Source organism: Acidovorax sp. ST3 (assembly GCF_003231145.1).
GTDB lineage: Bacteria > Pseudomonadota > Gammaproteobacteria > Burkholderiales > Burkholderiaceae_C > Acidovorax.
In genome coordinates, this window is sequence record NZ_QKVP01000002.1 from 689,469 (window position 1) to 710,111 (window position 20,643).

General features: G+C 59.9%; 21 protein-coding genes. 15 read left to right on the forward strand and 6 right to left on the reverse strand.

The genetic code is table 11. The annotated features are described in order from the left end of the window. Positions 1-109: 109 nt before the first annotated feature. The 3 genes from DNK89_RS08010 to DNK89_RS08020 form a co-directional block, all read right to left on the reverse strand. The gene (locus DNK89_RS08010) at positions 110-1,417 is read right to left on the reverse strand and encodes a sigma-54 dependent transcriptional regulator (protein ID WP_110959633.1); all 1,308 of its coding nucleotides are present in this window, start codon (positions 1,415-1,417) and stop codon (positions 110-112) included. 2 nt (positions 1,418-1,419) lie between these two features. Then, positions 1,420-2,784 carry an ATP-binding protein gene (locus DNK89_RS08015; protein ID WP_238990726.1) on the reverse strand — a complete coding sequence of 455 codons (1,365 nt, stop codon included), beginning with the start codon at positions 2,782-2,784 and terminating at the stop codon, positions 1,420-1,422. A gap of 74 nt (positions 2,785-2,858) precedes the next feature. After that, positions 2,859-3,728 (reverse strand): PhnD/SsuA/transferrin family substrate-binding protein, encoded by an 870-nt coding sequence (locus DNK89_RS08020; RefSeq protein ID WP_153064263.1) that lies wholly within the window; start codon positions 3,726-3,728, stop codon positions 2,859-2,861. Between the two features lie 163 nt (positions 3,729-3,891). Here DNK89_RS08020 and DNK89_RS08025 point away from each other — a divergent pair, with 163 nt between their 5' ends. The 14 genes from DNK89_RS08025 (at position 3,892) to DNK89_RS08095 (ending at position 17,701) form a co-directional block, all read left to right on the forward strand. Further along, positions 3,892-4,416, forward strand: coding sequence for an arsenate reductase (azurin) small subunit (locus DNK89_RS08025; protein WP_110959635.1), 525 nt, complete (start codon positions 3,892-3,894; stop codon positions 4,414-4,416). A 10-nt stretch (positions 4,417-4,426) separates the two neighbouring features. Beyond that, positions 4,427-6,910, forward strand: coding sequence for an arsenate reductase (azurin) large subunit (locus DNK89_RS08030; RefSeq protein ID WP_110959636.1), 2,484 nt, complete (start codon positions 4,427-4,429; stop codon positions 6,908-6,910). A 65-nt stretch (positions 6,911-6,975) separates the two neighbouring features. Then, the gene (locus DNK89_RS08035; protein ID WP_203422217.1) at positions 6,976-7,293 is read left to right on the forward strand and encodes a c-type cytochrome; all 318 of its coding nucleotides are present in this window, start codon (positions 6,976-6,978) and stop codon (positions 7,291-7,293) included. A gap of 51 nt (positions 7,294-7,344) precedes the next feature. Beyond that, a complete protein-coding gene (locus tag DNK89_RS08040) occupies positions 7,345-7,992 on the forward strand; it encodes a nitroreductase (RefSeq protein WP_110959851.1) in 648 nt (215 codons plus the stop codon). Positions 7,993-8,191: 199 nt separating this feature from the next. Next, a complete protein-coding gene (locus DNK89_RS08045) occupies positions 8,192-10,414 on the forward strand; it encodes a PhoX family phosphatase (RefSeq protein ID WP_110959637.1) in 2,223 nt (740 codons plus the stop codon). 90 nt (positions 10,415-10,504) lie between these two features. Then, the gene (locus DNK89_RS08050; protein WP_110959638.1) at positions 10,505-11,263 is read left to right on the forward strand and encodes a winged helix-turn-helix domain-containing protein; all 759 of its coding nucleotides are present in this window, start codon (positions 10,505-10,507) and stop codon (positions 11,261-11,263) included. Between the two features lie 91 nt (positions 11,264-11,354). Further along, complete coding sequence (locus DNK89_RS08055) at positions 11,355-11,720, forward strand: helix-turn-helix transcriptional regulator (RefSeq protein WP_110959852.1); 366 nt, start codon at positions 11,355-11,357, stop codon at positions 11,718-11,720. A gap of 71 nt (positions 11,721-11,791) precedes the next feature. Beyond that, positions 11,792-12,115, forward strand: coding sequence for a helix-turn-helix transcriptional regulator (locus tag DNK89_RS08060; protein WP_110959853.1), 324 nt, complete (start codon positions 11,792-11,794; stop codon positions 12,113-12,115). A gap of 11 nt (positions 12,116-12,126) precedes the next feature. Then, positions 12,127-12,618 (forward strand): ArsI/CadI family heavy metal resistance metalloenzyme, encoded by a 492-nt coding sequence (locus DNK89_RS08065; RefSeq protein ID WP_110959639.1) that lies wholly within the window; start codon positions 12,127-12,129, stop codon positions 12,616-12,618. 14 nt (positions 12,619-12,632) lie between these two features. Then, positions 12,633-13,139 (forward strand): arsenate reductase ArsC, encoded by a 507-nt coding sequence (locus tag DNK89_RS08070; RefSeq protein ID WP_110959640.1) that lies wholly within the window; start codon positions 12,633-12,635, stop codon positions 13,137-13,139. A gap of 8 nt (positions 13,140-13,147) precedes the next feature. Beyond that, the gene (gene arsB, locus DNK89_RS08075) at positions 13,148-14,194 is read left to right on the forward strand and encodes an ACR3 family arsenite efflux transporter (protein ID WP_203422218.1); all 1,047 of its coding nucleotides are present in this window, start codon (positions 13,148-13,150) and stop codon (positions 14,192-14,194) included. Continuing rightward, the gene (gene arsH / locus DNK89_RS08080) at positions 14,169-14,882 is read left to right on the forward strand and encodes an arsenical resistance protein ArsH (protein ID WP_110959641.1); all 714 of its coding nucleotides are present in this window, start codon (positions 14,169-14,171) and stop codon (positions 14,880-14,882) included. The genes arsB and arsH overlap by 26 nt, the downstream gene beginning before the upstream one ends. A 60-nt stretch (positions 14,883-14,942) precedes the next feature. After that, a complete protein-coding gene (locus DNK89_RS08085; RefSeq protein ID WP_110959642.1) occupies positions 14,943-15,824 on the forward strand; it encodes a sterol desaturase family protein in 882 nt (293 codons plus the stop codon). Positions 15,825-17,203: 1,379 nt separating this feature from the next. Continuing rightward, complete coding sequence (locus DNK89_RS08095; RefSeq protein WP_110959644.1) at positions 17,204-17,701, forward strand: helix-turn-helix domain-containing protein; 498 nt, start codon at positions 17,204-17,206, stop codon at positions 17,699-17,701. A 65-nt stretch (positions 17,702-17,766) separates the two neighbouring features. Here the strand turns inward: DNK89_RS08095 and DNK89_RS08100 are convergent, their stop codons facing one another. From DNK89_RS08100 to DNK89_RS08110, 3 genes are all read right to left on the reverse strand, one after another. Further along, the gene (locus DNK89_RS08100) at positions 17,767-18,273 is read right to left on the reverse strand and encodes a hypothetical protein (protein WP_110959645.1); all 507 of its coding nucleotides are present in this window, start codon (positions 18,271-18,273) and stop codon (positions 17,767-17,769) included. An 18-nt stretch (positions 18,274-18,291) separates the two neighbouring features. Then, positions 18,292-18,615, reverse strand: a complete 324-nt coding sequence (locus DNK89_RS25015; RefSeq protein WP_110959646.1) for a heavy-metal-associated domain-containing protein — start codon at positions 18,613-18,615, stop codon at positions 18,292-18,294. A gap of 535 nt (positions 18,616-19,150) precedes the next feature. Beyond that, entirely contained in the window at positions 19,151-19,426 is a 276-nt protein-coding gene (locus DNK89_RS08110) for an H-NS family nucleoid-associated regulatory protein (protein WP_110959647.1), read from the reverse strand. Positions 19,427-20,079: 653 nt separating this feature from the next. On the opposite strand from DNK89_RS08110, the gene DNK89_RS08115 reads away from it, so the two are divergent. Continuing rightward, entirely contained in the window at positions 20,080-20,292 is a 213-nt protein-coding gene (locus DNK89_RS08115; RefSeq protein WP_110959648.1) for a hypothetical protein, read from the forward strand. Positions 20,293-20,643 lie beyond the last annotated feature (351 nt).

A 20,643-nucleotide genomic window follows, 5' to 3' on the forward strand; every position in this document is an offset into this window, starting at 1 on the left:
AGCAAGCAGCGCTGCTCAGCTTCGCGGCAGGACCAGGCAGATCACAGGCTGCCTATTGCGAAATCAGCAAGGCTTTGAGATGGTGATTTGGCTTGAGCGGAGGGGGACTTTAGGCCGTGATCGATAGCTTCTTCATTTTCTCCCACAATGTCTTGCGACTGATCCCCAGCAACTCGGCCGTCTTTCCGACGCTTCCTTCGCAGTGTGAAAGCGCTTTTCGAATGTGCGTGCGCTCCACACCTTCGAGAATGATCTGCAGTGGCTCTATCGGTTCTGTGCTAGCGCTGTTGAGCGGAACGTTCTCGCTCTCAGGCGCAAGAGGTGTGTCGAGCAATCCCCCGTCGCTCATCACCAAAGCTTGCTCCAAATACGAGCGCAGCTCGCGTACGTTGCCCCGCCATTCTCGCCCCATGATGTCGCGCAAGAAGGTCTCGGACATTCCCAGCGGTCGCCCCTGCTCCAACACCAGCGACGCCAGCAGGCGCTCGGTCAACCAGCGGATGTCTTCGGGACGCTCGCGCAGGGGCGGCAAGGCGATCTTGATGACCGCCAGACGGTAGAAGAGGTCTTCGCGGAACTTGCCAGCACTCATGTCGGCATACAGATCGCGATTCGTAGCCGCCAGGATGCGAAAGTCGCTTTGGGTGGTGCGCTCGGCACCGAGCCTAAAAAAGCACTTCTCCTGCAAGGCCCTCAGCAGCTTGGCTTGCATGCTCGCCGGCAACTCCCCCACCTCATCTAGAAACAAGGTCCCGCCGTTGGCGCGCTCCAGATAGCCTTTGTGCACCCGCATAGCGCCTGAAAATGCGCCTTTCTCATAGCCAAAAAACTCGGCCTCCATCATGGTTTCAGGGATGGCGGCGCAGTTGACCGCCACAAACTCCCCCCTCCCGTTGCGCGGGTCCAACTGGTGAATCAGCTTGGCAGCAACCTCCTTACCCACCCCGGACTCGCCCGTGAGCAAGGTGGACACACGCTGGATCGCCACCTTGTGCACCATGGCTTCGACGCGTCGCATGGCGGGCGAAACGCCTAACACCGCAGTGTCTTCTGCGTTCGGCACCACCGACACCGCCGCGTGCACCATGGCCACCAGGTGTTCGATGTCAAAAGGCTTGGTGAGGTATTCCCTGGCACCCGCTCTCACGGCGGTGACCGCGTCGTTGACGCTGCCATAGCCGGTGAGGAAAAACCAGGGCAAGGACCGAAGTTTGTCGGGCAAATCCACAAACCATTCGGTGGCCAATCCGTCTGGCAGGCGCACGTCGCTCACGATGGCCGACGGAAGCCGGTCCAGAGGGTCTCGGGCTTCGGCCAGTCGCCTGCACCAGTTCACGCGCAGCCCCTCCAGTTCAAACCGCTGGGCCAACGACTCGCCCATGATCGCGTCGTCTTCGATAACCAGAATCGTGTTCATGCCTACTTCTCCGGGGCCTCTCTGTTGGGAACCTGAAACACCAGCCGTGTCTTTCCGGTTTCGGCAGCGTCGAGGCGAAACTGGCCACGCAGGTGGCTGGCCAGTTCCTGGCAGACCCAGAGCCCGAAGCCTCTGGGATCGCGCCCGCTTTCAGCCGCCAGGGTGCTGCGAAAACGCTCTTCACTCAAGGGGGCGCCACTGTTGGTAACGCTGAAAACCACCTCTACCTCGTTGGCCTGGAGCTCCGCCTGGATGGAGCCGTGTTCCCCAGCCGCCTTCAGTGCGTTGAGCAGCAGGTTTAGCATCACCTGCCGAAGGGGGGCTGACGGCACACGCAACGCAGTATCGACCTCAACGCGGCTGGTGATGTCCACATGTAACTTGGCTGCGGTGCCCTGCACTAGGGTCACGATGTCGTCGAGGTCACCGGGCTCCAGAGGACGGTCTTCCATGCGTGCTTGCGGCAACAGGGCCGCGACCGTAGTGCGAATCTGCTGTAGCCCTCGATCAATGAGGTCTATGGTGCGGGCTCGGATCTCGCTGGAGCCACCATGCAGGCGCAGGGTCTGCGTTGCCGTCAGCAAGCCCGCCAGCGGGTTGTTGATTTCGTGGGCTACAGCCGCCGTTATACGCCCGACCGCAGCCAAGCGTTCGGCGGAAAGCGCGCGCTCTTCAGCCCATTTGTTTCGCTCCAGCTCCCGCATGAGCTGGGCGATGGCCCCACCAATGCGAGCCAGTTCCGGGTCGGAAGTCTTTGGCACCTGGGTGCGCAATAGGCCTGGGTCTTCCCGGCCAATGCGTTCGATTAAAGCGACCAGGCGCTCGACGGGTTTCGTCATACGCTGCCCGACCCACCAGCCCATGGGCACCAGCAAGGCGACAGCGAGGGCGATACCGATCAGCGCCGTCTGGGCGAGCGACACCCAGTCGGGGACAAACACCGCCGCGTCTACTTCCATCAGCACAAAGCCAAGGGTTTGACCGTCTTCACTGCGGATCGGGTTCAACAACAGCACCGATTCGTCGTGCTGCTCCACACGTACTCTCGCTGCGATTTCGGAGGGCATCAGCAGGGGCTGGCCGTGCCAAGTTTCGCCGAGCAACAGGCGACCAGTTTCTATTTGAGCGGGGGCCGACGCGGCAAAGACTCGGCCTTCTGCGTCCAAAATGGCCAGGCGCGCATGCCCTTCGGCGGCACCGGGAATCAGTTCTGCGGTGTCTCTCAGCAGCGAAAAAACCCGCCAGGTGTCATCCGCTACGAGCATGGGCCGCACTTGGGCGATGAGTAGCACCACGGCCCGGTCGAGCAGAGCGAGCGTTTCTTTCCGCGCGTTCTGAGCAGACACCCTCGCGGTGACCGAGGTCACCAGCAGGGCCCCAATCAGTACGGCCAACGACAGGCCTAAAGGGATTTGCACCCGATAGGGCAAACGCCTGAGCATCAGCCCACCACACCGCTTCCCGGAACGAGCAAGGCTTGGCGCCGGATCGATTCAAAAAGGGTGTGCGTGCCCGCAGTGAACCCCGACAGGTTCAGCGACGCCAGTAGATCCTGGCCCACCTTGTCGTCGGCCATCCCCAGGAGTGCCTGCCGAAGCGACTCGGTCGACGCGGAGGGAGGTCGGCGCCGGGTCACCAGCGGTGGAAATCCAAAGCCATCCGATTTCCAGACCACCTGGGTTTTCTCAATTGCGGGCATTTTTTGCGACCGCATGGTTTCCCACACATACCCATCGATAGACCCTGCCTGGGCCAACCCGGCCGCCACTGCTTCGGCCACGTTGCGATGGCTGTGCGCGAAGAAGGCCCGCTTGAGCTCGCGCGGCATCACACCCGCTTTCGCGAGCTGGGCTTGCGCGACCAACCACCCTGAATTGGACAGAGGATCGGAGTACGCGAGCACGCGTTGCCTCAGATCGCCCCAGTCGCTAACTAGGGGCGCAGGCGAAGTCGCCTTGGACCGAATGAGATAGGCCTGATACACCGGCTTTCCCATGTACAAAGGCACGGCCAACAAGCTCAGGTCTGCTTCAAAGCGGATGTAGGGGTAGCCACAGATCCATGCCGCGTCCACTTGGTCGGAGAACAGTAAGTCCAACACCGACTGGTAGGACTCCCGGGCTACGAACCCAACTTCCGCACCCACGCGCGCACCCAGATACCGGCTCCAGCGGGAGAGAAAGGCCACCTGGTCGGCCAGGATCACCGGGGTCAAACCGATGCGCAGCCGGTCCGCTCCCCAACCCGGGAGGGACACAGCCGTCGCTGCGGCGCCGCAGGCTCCAGCGGCCAGATAGCGTCTTCGGTTCATGGGCATGTCCGCGTCACGTTTTCGTAACATTGATTTTCATCATGGTTACGAAAAGCACACAGCGAACAAACCCTATAGGCGTAAGTCCTTGTTTTTAAACAGATCAGATCCTGGCACAGCCATTGCTGTGTGAGATTGCCTTTGTTTAAAACCAGGAGACAAAATGGAAGACATCAAGATGGGTCGCCGATTTTTTCTGAAATCGGGTGGGGCAGCAGCTGCCGTGGCAGGCGCAACAGTCATTCCGATTCGCAACGCGAATGCAGCCACCTCGGCTGCGTCCAGCGGCACCACCCTGCCTTACCCCAAAAAATCCGTCGGTGCGGCCAAGGGCATGCCGCTGAACCAGGCGGTGAGTTTTGCCTACCCCGATGACAGCTCGCCCTGCCTTGCGATCCGCATGGGCTCGCCCGTGCCTGGCGGCGTCGGCCCCAATGGCGACATCGTTGCTTACAGCTCTTACTGCACTCACATGGGTTGCCCTGTTGGCTACGAACCGGGCACGCGGACCTTCAAGTGCGGGTGCCACTTCTCCATCTTCGATCCCGAGAACAGCGGTCAGATGGTGACCGGTCAGGCCACTGAAGACCTCCCGCGCATTCTGCTGGCTTACGACGCGGCCACCGACAGCATCCATGCTGTCGGGGTCGATGGCCTGATCTACGGTCGCCAGTCCAACATCCTTTGAGGAGCGCAGCATGACCACGCAGATCAATGACCGCATCGCGTTGCCTCCGAAAGACGCGCAAAAGACCAACATGACCTGCCACTTCTGCATCGTTGGATGTGGCTATCACGCTTACAAGTGGGACCACAACACCGAAGGTGGCCGCGCCCCAGACCAAAACGCATTGGGCCTGGACTTCCGAACCCAGTTGCCACCGTTTGCCACCACCCTGACCCGGGCGATGACAAACACCATCACCGACAAGGGCGGAAAGAAGTGGAACATCATGATTGTTCCAGACAAGGAATGTGTCGTGAACAGCGGCCTCTCAAGCACGCGCGGCGGCAAGATGGCCAGCTACATGTACACACACGACGGCATCGGTCGCGAGCGCCTGAAGCACCCCCGCATCAAGCGTGGCGACCAATGGCTCGACACCAGCTGGGAGCAGGCCCTCTCGATCTACGCAGGCCTGACCAAGAAAATCCTCGACAACGACGGCCCGGATGGCCTGTTCTACGACTGCTTCGACCACGGCGGCGCTGGCGGCGGCTTCGAAAATACCTGGGGCACCGGAAAGCTGATGTTCAGCGCACTGAAAACCCAGATGGTGCGCATCCACAATCGCCCGGCTTACAACTCCGAGTGCCACGCCACGCGCGACATGGGCGTGGGCGAGCTGAACAACAGCTACGAAGACGCGCAACTGGCCGACTGCATCCTGTGCACCGGTGCCAACCCCTACGAGACACAGACCAACTACTTCCTGAACCATTGGGTGGCCAACCTCTCCGGCGCCACGGTGGACAAGAAGAAGAAGTGGTTCCCGGGCGAAACGGCGGCGGCTGCCAAGGTCATCATCGTGGACCCGCGCCGCTCGGCGACGGTGGCGATCTGCGAACAGGTGGCCGGCAAAGAGAACGTGCTGCACCTCGACATCCAGCCGGGCACAGACACGGCGCTGTTCAACACGCTGTTCACCTACGTCGTTCAACAAGGCTGGATAGCCAAGAGCTTCATCGCCAAACACACCAGCGGCTTTGATGATGCGGTCAAGACCAACCGCATGACCCTGGAAGACGGCGCCAAAGCTACTGGGCTCACCGTGGCCCAGATCAAGCAGGCCGCCGAATGGGCCTACAAACCCAAGGCCAGCGGCCATCGCCCACGCACCTTCCACCCCTATGAGAAGGGCATCATTTGGGGCAACGACAACTACGTCATTCAGAGCGCGTTGGTGAGTCTGGTGCTGGCCACCGAAAACGTCGGGCGCCGTGGTACCGGCGTGTGCCGCCTTGGCGGCCACCAGGAGGGTTACACGCGCCCGCCCTACCCGGGCAACAGCAAGATCTACCTGGATCAGGAAGTCATCAACGGCAAGGGCCTGATGTACACGCTCTGGGGCACCAACCCCTATCAGACCACTGTCAACGCCGAACAACACCGGCTGGCACTGAGCAAGCGCGCCAAGATCGTGGACGAGGCGATCGCGAGAGCTCGCGGAGCGAGCGCCGAACAACTGGTCGATGTGATCTACAACGCCTGCAAGTACCAGGGAGGCATGTTTGTAGCGGCCATGAACCTCTACCCCACGCAGCTCGCCGACGACGCACACCTGCTGTTCCCGGCAACCCATCCCGGAGAAATGAACCTGACCTCCATGAACGGCGAGCGTCGCATCCGCCTGTCCGAGAAATTCATGGACCCTCCCGGTTCGGCCAAACCAGATTGCTTGATCGCCGCCGACATCGCCAACACGCTCAAGGCGATGTACCAGAAAGACGGCAAGGCTGATATGGCGAAGCGCTTCGAGGGCTTCAACTGGAAGACCGAAGAAGATGCTTTCAACGACGGCTTCCGCCGCGCCGGGCGCCCGGGGGTGGAGCCCATTGACAGCCAGGGAGGGCCCACCGGATACCTCGCCACCTACGAACTGCTGCGCAAGGCCGGAAACAACGGCGTGCAACTACCCATCAAGGAGGTCAAGGACGGTAAGCTGATCGGCACCGAAATGGAATACGCTGATGGCAAATTCAGCACCAGCGATGGCAAGGCTCAATTCAAGCCTGCGCCCTGGAACGGCCTGCCGAAGATGGTGGCGGACCAGAAGGCAAAGTACAAGTTCTGGATCAATCAAGGCCGGGCCAACGAAGTCTGGCAAACCGCGTACCACGATCAATACAACAGCTTCGTGCGTGACCGCTATCCGATGGCCTACATCGAGATGAACCCGGACGATGCAAAGGCGTTGGGTGTGGCGGCGGGCGACGTGGTCGAGATCTACAACGACTTCGGCAGCACCTACGCCATGGCCTACCCGCTTGCGGCGATCAAGACGGGACAGACCTTCATGCTCTTTGGCTACATCAAGGGCGTGGCCGGTGACGTGGTGACCTCCTGGGTGGACCGCAACGTGGTGCCCTATTACAAAGGAACCTGGGGCGGCATCAAGCGTGTGGGTACCGTGGACGACTACAAGAAGTCCATCTCGTTTAAGGACCGCCGCTTCGCTTAAGGCTGACCCGGACGCGGGCAGCTCCTATGGCTGCCCGCCTATTTTTGAAAACAATCGGAGATAGCATGATTTTTCGCAAGTACGTTGCAGCGATAGCACTCGGTTTTTCAGCTTTTCTGCCCACGGTGGGCCACGCCAGTATGGAACTGGCACAAAAGAACGCTTGCATGACCTGCCATGCCGTGGATAAGAAATTGGTTGGTCCAGCCTATGCCGATGTGGCCAAGAAATACGCGGGCCAAAAAGACGCTGAAGCCACTTTGGTCGCCAGCATCAAGAAGGGTGGATCGGGCAAATGGGGAGCGATTCCCATGCCTGCGCAAGCTGCACTAAGCGAGGCCGATGCGAAAACACTAGCCAAGTGGATTCTCTCCAGCAAGTGATTCAACGAGGACGCCGATCTCTCGTCATCGTCCTCCTTAGGAGATATGAACATGGGCCATGTCGAACCTGAAACCTCGCTTTTTTCGCCTATCCAGACGTCCGTTCATGTTCCCGATTCCAGCACGCCAACCTCTTCGTTTGCGGATGCTCTGATCACATCCCGCCAGAACATCTCCCCCAAACGCTTGGCAGAACCAGGCCCCAACTTTTCACAGTTGGATCAGATTTTTCGAAGTGCTGCCTCGGCGCCCGACCATGGGCTGGTCAAGCCCTGGAGGTTCGTGATCGTGCCGCAGGACAAACGCGCGTTGCTGGCCGAGGTCTTTGCCGTAGCCTTGGTGGACCGCGATCCAGGCGCAACACTTGAACAGATTGAAGCGGCACGAGAGAAAGCGCACCGCGCACCTACGCTGATGTTGGTGGTAGCCCAGCTGGGCGTCTGCGAGCCGCCAATTCCTACGATGGAGCGCATGGTATCCGTGGGCGCGGCTGTGCAAAACATGCTGCTGATGGCACATGGCCAGGGCTTCGGTAGCAGCCTCACAAGCGGCCAGGCTATGCAGTCGAACCGCATGCGTCAGCTGTTTGATCTCAAAGAGGGCGAAGAAGCGATCTGCTTTCTGAACATCGGCACCGTGTCGAAACGCAAAGCCCAGCGTCGGCACCCCGAGGTGACCAGTTTTGTGAGTACGCTATGAATGCGAAGACAGGCGTATGAGTCCCCCCGTGGGTGCGCCCCTGCTCGTGCGCGGGTGCCACTTGCTTGGCCACGGGCTTTCCTTGCTCGGCAGCAGTCCCACGCCTACCCAGACGTTTCGCCCTGAGTTTTTGCATCGTCACGCCTTCGTAACACTGCCTTTCTAAATTCGATATTTCCAAATATCTAAAAGGATGGCGATGAACAAATCCCCCGAAGTTGCAGCTGTTGACTTCAACGACGAGAATTCCAACACGTCCAGCAACCCAACGTTTGACTCCGTGCTGGCCGCCCGATTGAGCCGCAGAGGATTGCTCCGTGGCGGGGTGGGGACGGTCGGAACCGCGCTGCTCGGCGGCTTCTCTGTCGCGGCGTGCGGCGGCAGCGATGACGCCGCAACGGCTCCCGAAGAAAAGCTGCTCGGTTTCAATGCCGTGGCAAAGAGCCTGGCCGACGCCGTGATCGTTCCTGCTGGCTACACCGCGAGCGTTCTGTACGCCCTGGGTGACCCGCTGTCAGCCGCCACCGGAGCCTACAAGAATGATGGGACCGATACGGGATTTGAGGATCGCGCAGGCGACCACCACGACGGCATGGAGTGGTTTGGACTGAGCAGTGATGGAAAACTGTCGGCCACTGCGACAGAGCGCGGCCTGTTGGCAGTGAATCACGAAGCGACGACCGACGAAAAACTCAGCTCGTTTTTCATGCATGCCAATGGCGGCACCTCCACACTGCCACGCCCAGCCAGCGAGATCGACAAAGAAGTCGCAGCACATGGCATTTCCGTGGTTGAAGTCAAAAAGACAGCTGGCAAATGGGCCACGGTCCAGTCCTCGCCATTCAATTTCCGTCTGACGCCGTTGAGCGAGATCGAGATTTCGGGACCTGCGCGCGGTAGCGCACTGATGATCACGAAGTTTTCGCCGACCGGTACCAAGACCCGTGGCACGCTCAACAACTGTGGCACTGGCAAGACTCCTTGGGGGACGTTCCTGACCGGCGAAGAAAACTGGTTTGGTTACTTCACCCGCTCCTCGACCGACGACGCCGCTCGTGGCAACGACAAGAGCGTTACGGCACTGAATCGATATGGCCGTGCTCAGGGTGCCGCATCCCGCCATGGCTGGGAAAGCGGTGGCAGCGCGGACAAGTATGCGCGTTGGATCAACGGCAAGCTCGGTACCTCTGCCAATGGCAGCGATGATTACCGCAACGAAATGAACGGAATGGGCTTCATCGTCGAGATCGACCCCCTGGACAAGTCAAAGAGCGCCAAGAAGCGCACGGGCCTGGGCCGGTTTGCCCACGAAAGCGCTGCCTTCGGTATTCCTGTGGTGGGCCAGCCTCTGGTGGTCTACATGGGTGATGATGCCCGCAATGAGTACATGTACAAGTACGTCTCGACCGCTCTGTGGTCTGCGGCGGACGCCAACCCCGCCGACCGGATGGCGACGGGTGACAAGTACCTGGACAACGGCAAGCTGTACGTGGCCAAGTACAACGCGGACGGCTCGGGTCAGTGGATTGAATTGACGATAGCCAACGCTGCAATTGCGAACTACGCCGGCTACAAGTTTGCCGACCAGGCAGACGTCTTGGTGAATGCACGCATCGCCGGGGACGCCGTGGGCGCTACCAAGATGGACCGCCCTGAGTGGGGTGGCGTGAACCCTGCCAACGGTGAGATCTATCAAACGCTCACCAACAACAGCAATCGCCGGGTTGACCCCAGCGGATCCTCACAGGTTGCGCCGGATGCTGCAAATCCACGCGTCTACACCGACATGAAGGGCTCAACCGCGCAGCTTGGCAACCCGAACGGCCACCTGCTGCGCATGAAGGAAGGCGCTGCAGGCGGCTCGGCGACCTCGTTCACCTGGGACATCTACCTGTTCGGCGCCGAATCCGGTGCCGACAAGGGGATGGTGAATATCTCCAGCCTCACAGCTGACCAGGACTTCTCCAGCCCGGACGGACTCGTCTTCAGCCCCTCCACGGGCATCTGCTGGATCCAGACCGATGACGGTGCCTACACCGACGTCACGAACTGCATGATGCTGGCCGCGATCCCCGGGAAGGTCGGTGACGGAGCCAAGAAGACCTTGAGCTACACCAAGGCTGATGGCAGCAAGCTCGACGTGGCCACGAATGTGGGCCAGGCCCCTACGGCCTCCACCCTCAAGCGTTTCCTGGTAGGGCCTGTGGGTTGCGAAATCACGGGCTTGTGTGAGACGCCCGATGGGAAGGCCATGTTCGTGAATATCCAGCATCCTGGTGAGACCACCTCGCAGGCGAACATCGGGGACCCCGCCAAGTACACCAGCCAATGGCCCACGAACGCGGGCTATGGCGCTGGCAAGCGGCCTCGCTCGGCCACCATCGTGATCACAAAGAATGACGGTGGTCGAATTGGCAGCTGAAGGGTGATTCCAACGAAGCTGGTATGCGTTTGCAGCGTCAGCTCCGTTTGACCGCTCTCAAGGGGTGCGCGCCGAGCGTGCGCACCCTTCATGGGTGACGACATGTATACACGAATTCTCCCCCGCAGCGCCCTCGTGATTGACACTGAAGCCTCCGCGAGAGACCTCATTGTGGTCCCGCTGGAAGAGCACGGGTTCTCTGTCCGCGAGGCCGGCGATCCGTCGGTTGCTCGAAACCGCATGCCATTTGACGCGCCGGATCTCATCGTAGTCAATTGGGCCCTAGCGCAGCCGAATCCGCAGGCCTTCGTTCAGGAACTGCGATCCATGTTCGACGAGCAAGAAACCTCCATCATCGGCATCGGTAGCTTTGTGGATGAAGGCGCGACGATTGCAGCGCTTGATGCCGGGGCGGACGATTTTTTGACGAAGCCATTTTCGCGTGCGATTTTCATGGCCCGGGTAAGAGCGTTGCTACGACGCAGGGCCCCGGAGCTTTCAGATCGTGAGATTACCTTCGACGGCTTGACCTTGAGTCCTGCGAGACACGAGGTCATGTGCCTGGTCCACAGCCGGTGGATCAGGGTTCATCTAGCGCCAACGGAGTTCCGGCTTCTGCACTTCCTGCTATGCAAGCCAGAAGTCCCCCTCACTCGGGCCGAAATCCGCAAAAAGGTGTGGGGCGAGAATCAAGCGGTGGATGAGCGCACCATCGATGCACACATCAAACGCTTGCGCTCAGCGCTGGCGACAACTGGGATGGATGAGATGGTCCAGACGATAAGAACTGTTGGCTACCGGCTCTGCCGCAAAGCACCTTTCCACGCAAAACTGCCTGCTGCTGCATAGGATAGGTGGACTCCCACCGCCATCAAATCGTCATGTTCTTGATGGACACTTTGTGGTTTGGCCGGACAACGTCTCGGCTCTCTTCAAGCTGATGAATTCAGATCAGGCTGTTACAGCTCTTGCCGCTCTCGCACAACCAACGCGTCTTGCCGCCTACCGGCTTCTTGTCGTGGCAGGAGAGTCCGGCATGTCTGCCGGGAAGATAGGCGAGAAGCTCCAGTTGCCTTCCGCGACGCTCTCTTTCCACCTGAAGGAATTGGCACATGCGGGCTTGATTCAGGGTAGTCACGAAGGGAAGTTCGTTTTCTACCGAGCGCAGTTCCCTCGCATGAACGAGCTTCTCGCCTTCCTGGTGCAGCACTGCTGCAATGGATCGCCGGACGGTTGCGAGATTGATTTGCCACAGTGCGTCCAGGGCGAACTGGTCCAAACCACATCGTCCAACGTGCCCGCATAGGCCTGCAGGATCTTGTGAGTTCGAATCAAGTCCACAATACAATATTTCAACGATTAATGTATTATCGAGAAATGAATGAAGCGCTGATCGTCAAAATCCTTGCCGCCCTTGCCCAAGAAGTACGCCTGCGGGTCTTCCGCGCCCTCGTTGTCGCGGGCCAGGAGGGTCTCACGCCCGGCGCCATAGCGGAGCAGCTGGGCATCGCCCCCAACACCCTGTCGTTTCACCTCAAGGAACTGGCGCATGCCAACTTGGTGAGTCAGGAGCGTCAGGGGCGCAACCTGGTCTACCGCGCTTCGTACGACACCATGAACTCCTTGCTGGCGTACATGACCGAGAACTGCTGCCAAGGTGTTCCTTGCCTGACCGAGCAAGCCACCTCCTGCGATTGCTAAAGGAAGCCACCATGAAGCGATTCCATGTCCATATGCACGTGAACGATCTCGACCAGAGCATCGCGTTCTATTCTCGGCTGTTCGCCGTCCAGCCCTCGCGCGTGGAGAAGGACTACGCCAAGTGGATGCTCGAAGACCCTCGGGTGAACTTCGCGATCTCCACACGCGGCAGCAATCCGGGCCTGGACCACTTGGGGTTCCAGGTGGACGAAGCGCATGAACTGGCGGACCTCAAGGATCGAGCCTGGTCCGCCGACATGGCGCTGCTCGACGAAGGGGCGACCAGCTGTTGCTATGCCCGCAGTGAAAAACACTGGGTGACTGACCCGCAGGGCGTGGCCTGGGAGCACTTTCATACGCTTGGAAATATTCCTGTGTTCAATGAATCCGACGCGCGGGAATCGGCTGCAGCCTGCTGTCCGACCGCTGCCCCATCCGCACCAGCCGCCAAACAAGCTGCCTGCTGTGGCCCGTCATCCACCAACCCCTCGAAGTGCTGCTAACTCTGGAGTCTCCAATGACCGAAACCCGTCCCCCTCTCAACGTCCTCTTCCTGTGCACGCACAACTCTGCGCGAAGCATCCTGGCCGAAGCCCTACTCAATGACATGGGCAACAGCCGCTTCAGAGCCTATTCAGCAGGCAGCAGCCCCCGTGAAAACCAGCAGCCAAACCCCCTGGGCCTGAAGGTGCTGCAAGGCGCTGGCATTTCCACCGAAGGCCTGCGCAGCAAGAGTTGGGATGAATTCGCTGCGCCCGATGCGCCCCAAATGGACCTGATCATCACCGTCTGCGACAACGCAGCGGGCGAGGTCTGCCCCATCTGGCCGGGCCACCCCGCCACAGCGCACTGGGGATATGCAGACCCCAGCGAGGGCGACGGCACGGACGAGCAGAAACTTGAAGCCTTCCGCCAGACGCTCCACGCCATCAAGCGCCGCCTGGAACTGTTGGTGAGTCTGCCAGAAGAAAAACTTGGCAAAGCGGTGCTGCAAACCACCGCGCGGCAATTGACGGCAAACTGAGAGACGAGATGCAGAAATCCAGTATGAGCGTGTTCGAGCGCTATCTCACCGTGTGGGTGGTGCTGTGCATCGTGGTGGGCATTGGGCTGGGGCAGGTATTCCCCGGCGCGGCCCGTACCATAGGTGCCTGGGAGGTTGCCCGCGTGAATCTGCCCGTGGGTCTGCTCATCTGGGTCATGATCATCCCCATGCTGCTCAAGGTGGACTTCGCCGCCTTGGGCGAGGTGCGCCACCACATGCGTGGCATCGGGGTCACGCTGTTCGTGAATTGGCTGGTGAAGCCATTTTCCATGGCCTTCCTGGGCTGGCTGTTCATCCGCCAGTGGTTTGCCCCTTATCTGCCGGCCGACCAGATCGACAGCTACATCGCCGGGCTCATCCTGCTGGCCGCCGCACCGTGCACGGCCATGGTGTTCGTGTGGAGTCGCCTCACCGGCGGAGACCCGCTGTTCACGCTGTCCCAAGTGGCCCTGAACGACAGCATCATGATCGTGGCGTTCGCGCCGCTCGTGGCTTTCCTGCTGGGGCTGTCGGCCATCACGGTGCCCTGGGATACCTTGCTCACATCGGTGGTGCTCTACATCCTGATTCCCGTGGTGCTGGCCCAATGGCTGCGCCGGGCATTGCTGGCACGCGGGCAAGCGGTGTTTGACGCTGCGCTGCATCGCATTGGCCCCTGGTCCATTGGGGCGCTGCTGCTGACGCTGGTGCTATTGTTTGCGTTCCAGGGCGAGGCCATCCTGCAGCAACCCCTGGTCATCGCGTTGCTAGCCGTGCCCATCCTCATCCAGGTGTTCTTCAACTCGGCGCTGGCCTACTGGCTCAACCGGGTTGCAGGAGAGAAGCACGCCGTGGCTTGCCCATCGGCGTTGATCGGAGCCTCCAACTTCTTCGAGCTGGCTGTGGCCACAGCCATCAGCCTGTTCGGTTTTCATTCGGGTGCGGCCCTGGCCACGGTGGTGGGCGTGCTCATCGAGGTGCCGGTCATGCTGCTGGTGGTCAAAGTAGTGAACTCTTCCAAGGGCTGGTATGAATCCGGATCTTCCCAACGTTGATGCAGCCTTGCTGGAGGCGGTTGATCTGGAGCGGCTGGCGCCTGCTCAGCGCTCCACCCATGCACCTCGCATTCTGCTGCTCTATGGCTCGGTGCGTGAGCGCTCCTACAGCCGATTGTTGACGGAGGAAGCCGCCCGGCTGCTGCGCTCCCTGGGGGCAGAAACCCGCATCTTCGATCCGCGCGGCCTGCCGCTGCCGGACTCTGAACCCGACAGCCATCCCAAGGTGGTGGAGCTGCGCGAGCTTGCCCAATGGGCCGAGGGCATGGTGTGGACCTCACCGGAACGCCATGGCGCAATGACCGGCATCCTGAAGATGCAGATCGACTGGATACCTTTGTCGGTGGGCGCGGTGCGGCCAACGCAGGGCAAGACGCTCGCGGTGATGGAAGTGTCGGGCGGCTCGCAGTCGTTCAACGCCGTCAATCAGATGCGGGTGCTGGGCCGCTGGATGCGTATGATCACCATCCCCAATCAATCGTCCGTTGCGAAGGCCTTTCTCGAATTCGACGAGAGCGGGCGCATGAAGCCATCGAGCTACTACGAGCGCGTGGTGGACGTGATGGAAGAGCTGGTCAAGTTCACGCTGCTCACGCGCGATTGCGCCAATTACCTGGTGGATCGGTACAGCGAACGCCGTGAGAGCGCTGAGGAGCTGTCCAAGCGAGTGAACCAGCGCAGCATCTGATCTCGGATCACTCGTTTGCCATTGCGGACTGCCTCTTAGACCAACCAGAAGAGTCGCCACATGTCTGTTTTTCTTTCCCGTCATCTTGTCGTGCTGGTCGCTGCGGCCAGCATCGGTGCGTTCGTCTGTGTTCAGGGTGCTGGCGGCCCGCTGGAACTCGTGGTGTTGTTGGCCTCGGCCATGACACTGCTGCTGGCCAGTATCCTAGAACGCTATTTCCCGTACCGCTCCGCGTGGAACCGGCCCATTGGCGACGCGGCCACTGACTGGGTCAGCGCTGCCACCATGGTCGCCGTGGTTGAGCCGCTGCTCAAGTTGCTGGGGGGTCTAGCTATGGTGGCGGTGTATGGGCACAACGGAGGCGGAGGCTCTGAGTGGCTGCGGGGCCTGCCTTTTGTGCTCCAGGTGGTGTTGGCAGCGCTGCTGATCGAGTTCGGAAAATACTGGTCCCACCGCTTTCACCACCAGGTGCGCGCTCTGTGGTGGCTGCACGCGATGCACCACAGCAGTGAGCGTTTGTACGCGCTCAACAACCTGCGCTTTCACCCGCTCAACTACTTCATCAATTTCGCCGTGTCGATGCTCCCGGCCATGCTGCTGGGCTTCTCGGCAGAGGCCATTCTTGCCTATCTCGCGCTGACGCAGCCGGTACTGATGCTCCAGCACGCCAACCTGGATCTGCGCAGCGGTTGGGCCAACTACGTCTTCAGTACCAACGAACTGCACCGCTGGCACCACTCCACCGAAAGCGCCGAGGCCGATGCGAACTTCGGCAGTGCACTCATCCTCTGGGATCAAGTCTTCGGCACCTTCCGCTACCAGCCTGGGCAGAACGATCCCGTACAAGTCGGACTGTTTGCGTCCACCACGGACTACCCGGCGCATGCGGGCTACTGGACGCAGCTCAAATCCATGTTCTTGCCGGAGTGCTGCCGCGCCTGAGCAGAGCGCGCGACCATGCCCCGTCTGGTCTGATCACTGACGCCCAAGCCTGGGCATCCATCGTACATAGACCAGCTCCGCTAGCAGTTCCACTAGCGTCTGGGTAACGATGATCACTGGCAGGATCGGTACGGCACCAGGCGCAGCCAAGGCCAGAGGGAGCACCACAAGTGAATTGCGGGTGCTGGAACTGAATGCTATGGAACGGCCTGCGGCGGGTTCAAGCTTGAACGTTACGGCTACTGCCTAACCGATCATGGGCGCGAGGACGGCGAATGCGACACAGATGGGCACCACTTGCAGCGCGGGACCGACGGCGGGGCCCAGTTGCGGCACCACCGCAGCGATCATGACGAACAACGCGACAGCCGTAGCGGGGACTGGCAGCAGGCAAAGCATCCCTACAGCGCGTGCGCCCTGTGCACTTTACGGCTCAGAGTTGCGTCGCAGCCGCGAGGGCGAGCGGGAGTGCGATGAGCCGCATGAATGCGTGCACGAACGGACCAGCCTGAACCAGGGTTGCAGCCTTAACACTTAGGAACACACCAAGATTGCCGGGGAGTAACAGCATCTGCGCGACCAGCAGGATCGTCGTTGCCGCCAGCTGGCGGATTGATTTCCTCAGGCAGCGCAGCCACATCCGCCGCCAGAGCAACTGCGCGCTGGGAGAGAGGGTATGGCACCCCGAAAGTGCTCGTACAGCACCGCAGAAGATTCGCCGCCGCTCGGCAGCGTCGTGCTGGCAAGTTGCACATGGCCCGCCGCCTCGCTCAGGTCGAGCACCAGGAACGGGTAGCACTGGCACTCCAGTTCAACAATTGTTCGTAGCTCGTGTGAAGCCGAGGTTTCGTAGGTCAACCTTAGGGCACAGCCATCCTGGCGTTCAGACCGAGGATAGCGGTCCGCGAGGAGTGCAATGCGGTTCAACCGTGCGCTGATGTTGGCGCAACCTAGCATGCATGCGCTGACGATTTCGAAGTTGGTTGTTGGCATCATTGCATCGTCACAGACGACTTGGGACTGCCACACCCACAGGAGCCGGAGCTTTGCGACCTATTTTCCTGGGCGGAAGCTGCTGGTGTGCAAGTCTGACCTGCACGCCGCCTGCGGGCGAGCCAGAGGCCGAGTGCCACAGTGATTGCAGCGGCAATGCCGAGCACCACAGCCATGTGTTCCTGGTTGGCGGTGAACCGCTGCCAGTCCACTCCAACCAAGCCAGCGACGGACAGTCCCGAGATGACAGGTACTAGCAGCGGAACCGCGCAGCATGCGGCACACGCTCCCGCTAGACCGATGGTGGCGAGAAGAGGTTTTTTCATCGAAATTCCTTTCATATATCAGTTCGGATAGACTGACTCTAGAACCTCAAGTAACTTGAGATGCAAGAACTTTCGATGAAAAACCACACCCTGCAATTGACCATTGGCGCGCTGGCGGAGCGAACCGGGCTGAACGTTTCTGCGATCCGGTACTATGAGGAGGTTGGGTTGATCCCTGAAGCCAGTCGTCGGCCGAGCGGTCACCGGGTGTATGGGGCCGACGCGCAGGAGATGCTCACGCTCATCCGCCACTGCCGCGACTTCGGGTTCTCACTGGATGACACGAAGGCCTTGGTCTCACTGGCCTCAAGTGCTGATACGGATTGTGTAGAAGCCCGTGAAATCGCCCAGGTACACCTGGACACCGTGCGCGCCAAGCTGGCCGAGCTATCGGCCCTGGAGCGCAGTCTGAGTCGTTTCGTAGTGGCCTGCACCGAGCAGTGTGTTGGCGGGCCAGCGCCGAAGTGCACCATACTCCAGGATTTGAGGCTCAGCGACTCCCCGCTGGCAGCCAAGCGAGCGGCCGACAACGGAGCAGTACCTCGATGCTGTGGGTAGAGGCGGGGCATGGCGCACTGATCCACTTTTTGAGGGGGCGAGCACCCTCAGGACGCTCGCTGGGCCTACTTGGATGGCATAGCCGCTTGACGGTCCACCATCATTTGCATCATCTGTTCCATCATGGCCATGCGGCGCTCCATTTGAGCGTGCATGCCCATCATGCCGCCTCCCATGCCCGAGTTTCCAGAGGCTGCAGGTGCGGCAGGTTTGGCCTGCGCCCCTTGCTGCATCATCCCCATACCCATGCCACCAGAATTACCAGCACCCATCATGGCCATGCCGGACTGCATGAGCTTCATGTGCTCGTCCATCAGAGCAGAACGTTCGGGGGGAGTCTTGGCCGCCTGCATTTTTTTGTGCATTTCCTGCATCGCCTTCATCTGACGATCAAAGGCGTCCGGTGTTGGCTGGGTGGTAGCTGCCGGGGCAGACTGGGTGGTTACGCCCCCGCTCTGCGCATCACCGGGGTGGTGGCCTGCGTGTTCGTCCGCAGGTTTTGGAGATTGCGCGACGGCACAGCCCGCCACGAAAAGGGTTGTCAACAGCCCAGCGACGATATTCAGACGCATGATGGTCTCCTTGTAGGTTCAACTGCAGCATGACGACGTACGGTTCGCAGCGCCTTGATTCACATCAACAGAGGTTGTGGACCGAGACGCACAGCAGCAGCCACCGGTTGTTCGGCGCGATGAAGTCCCCGCCACGGCGTCTGCTTTGTATCCGGCACGCTCAATTGCGGAGCGGACAAGCTCCACAGTGTCGTCTTCGACTTGCCCAGGAACGCGGACCTGCCGCGTGGCCACATCGATTTCTACTTCGACGCCTGCTGGTAGCTGGGCCTGAGCCATTGCTCGACGAATACGCTGAGCACAACCGCCGCACGTCATATCAGGAACATTGAAATGGACCATGTGAGCCTCCTTTGGTTGATTCACGGTTTGACTATGAACCTTGCCATGATGAGAAGGTCAATCCCATTCGCAAAGATCAACCGGGCGTCAAGATCGAGAGCGGCCGTCGCTTGAGTAGATAAGGCTATGCCAATTCGATCATGCTTAGCGAGCTGCATGCTGAGAGACACTTAACGTCTTATCAAGCCGCTTATGAACCTCCCGAACCTACTTAGGCTGGCTTGAAGGCGCAAGCCGTGTCCGGATTCAACAGATTGTTGTGTTTCATCTCCATCCCGAAAAAGGATGGCCCCCGCTCCGAACCTCCGATAAGAGATCGCCAGCGGACTTCCATGGCGGCTGGACGACCGACCGCAACCGCTGCAAAGCAGCCCACCAAGTCACAACAGACTCGCTGCACATTGCTCCTCTAGCCTGGACTACGGGTTCGTCCTCTCGGCGATCTCACACACCCCCGCCACAAGGCCATTGCATGTAGTGATCTCGCAGGAGTCAGGACGTGCCGACGAATTGCCCGGCTCTCTTACGATGCCAATCAGGCAATCACAAAGGGTGTGCGGTCCTTGCCCGCAATCCACTGGGGCGGCTTGCCCCGGCCGGACCAGGTGGCGCCGGTGTCAGGGTCCCGGTATTTGGCCGAGACTTTCTTCGGCTGAGGCTTCCAAGGGAAGACTTGCTGGGCCGTGAAGCCGAATTCCTGAACGAGTTGCAGGACGGTTTGGAGTGCCTGTTCTGACTCAGCCTTCTTGGCGTTGGCGATTTGCTCGTCGAGGAGTTTTTTCTGGGCGAGGAGTTCGGCGTAGCTGGACATGCGAATGCGGTGGGATAAGTGAAGGAATGTTGTGTGTTGGCCGAGGGGGACCGTGTTAGGCACCGGGAACACTCTACGCGAACCGGAGCCAATGCGCGCTCAGTTGGCCGCTGCAACAGGCGGACTGCTGGACTCTTGTGTCCCGCCCTGACGCCATACCTGCAGGTTGGCGTATTCGCGCCCGCAACCCGTGCAACGCAGGGCTTCGGTGTAGCGCATGACGCCAGCGTCATCGCGTGCGAGGAGTCGATGGTAGCTAGTGGCACCGCAGTAGCCACAGCGGTTGGAGACAGTGGTCGAGTTCAACGGGATGGCTGAGCGCAATTTATTCAATCAGACAGGAGACTTTTCCTAGCTGATCGTAACAAGATGTGAGAATGGTGGCACGAGCATGGCAGCGGCAGTCATCGCTAGGCATTTCTCACCTTGTCGCTGGGTGGTTTGGCTGGTAGTTCTCGCATAGATTGATGTGTCTTTTCCGTCCCTGTAGCTGTGTTGCAGTTCCAGCAGTGCATTTTTGAGAGCTGCCAGCATCCGATGACATAGCGGATGAAGCCCCATAGACTGCCAAAATGCAAGAAAGCTCATCCCGTCAAATCAGCATCGAACGAAGAGACTGCAGCACAGAAACTGGGGAACCATGCCCGACGTCCATGGGTGAGCCGGACGTGGAGACTCAAGTACCTGAAACGCATGCGTATGACGACCTCGACAGGTTAACGCAGACCACCATCGGACGAATGCTCTGGTGGATGCGGGTCACCACACCAATTTTCATCTTGCTCGGATACGTGCTCGAAAAAACAATCTATCGCAACGTCAAACTCAAAAAATTTGACCCCACGGAAGACCATAGCGAACACTAAAAGTCTGACGTACTAAAAGACTCAGCAAAGAGACTCCTCAGCCCTCAGGCTGAGTCAAAGCTGCGAGAAGGCCGATTTGACTCACGTGCTTCGTCCGGAGATGCGGGAAATCGCTGCGAACGATGCCATTGCGCAAGGACAGAAAGCACCCTACCTCGATGCACCCGAATCAAAATTGCCGCGAGGCAATTTCCTGAGCACTATCGAGGCTGCCCTGCATCGCAAACGGCAGAGTCCAATGACTTGGCTAAGCGACACAGTTGCCATACATGCAACCGAAAACACAGTAACGAAGGAACAAGTTAGTGGAGCTGCAACCGTGAGCGAGTGTTGTTGACACGTCTTGCGACC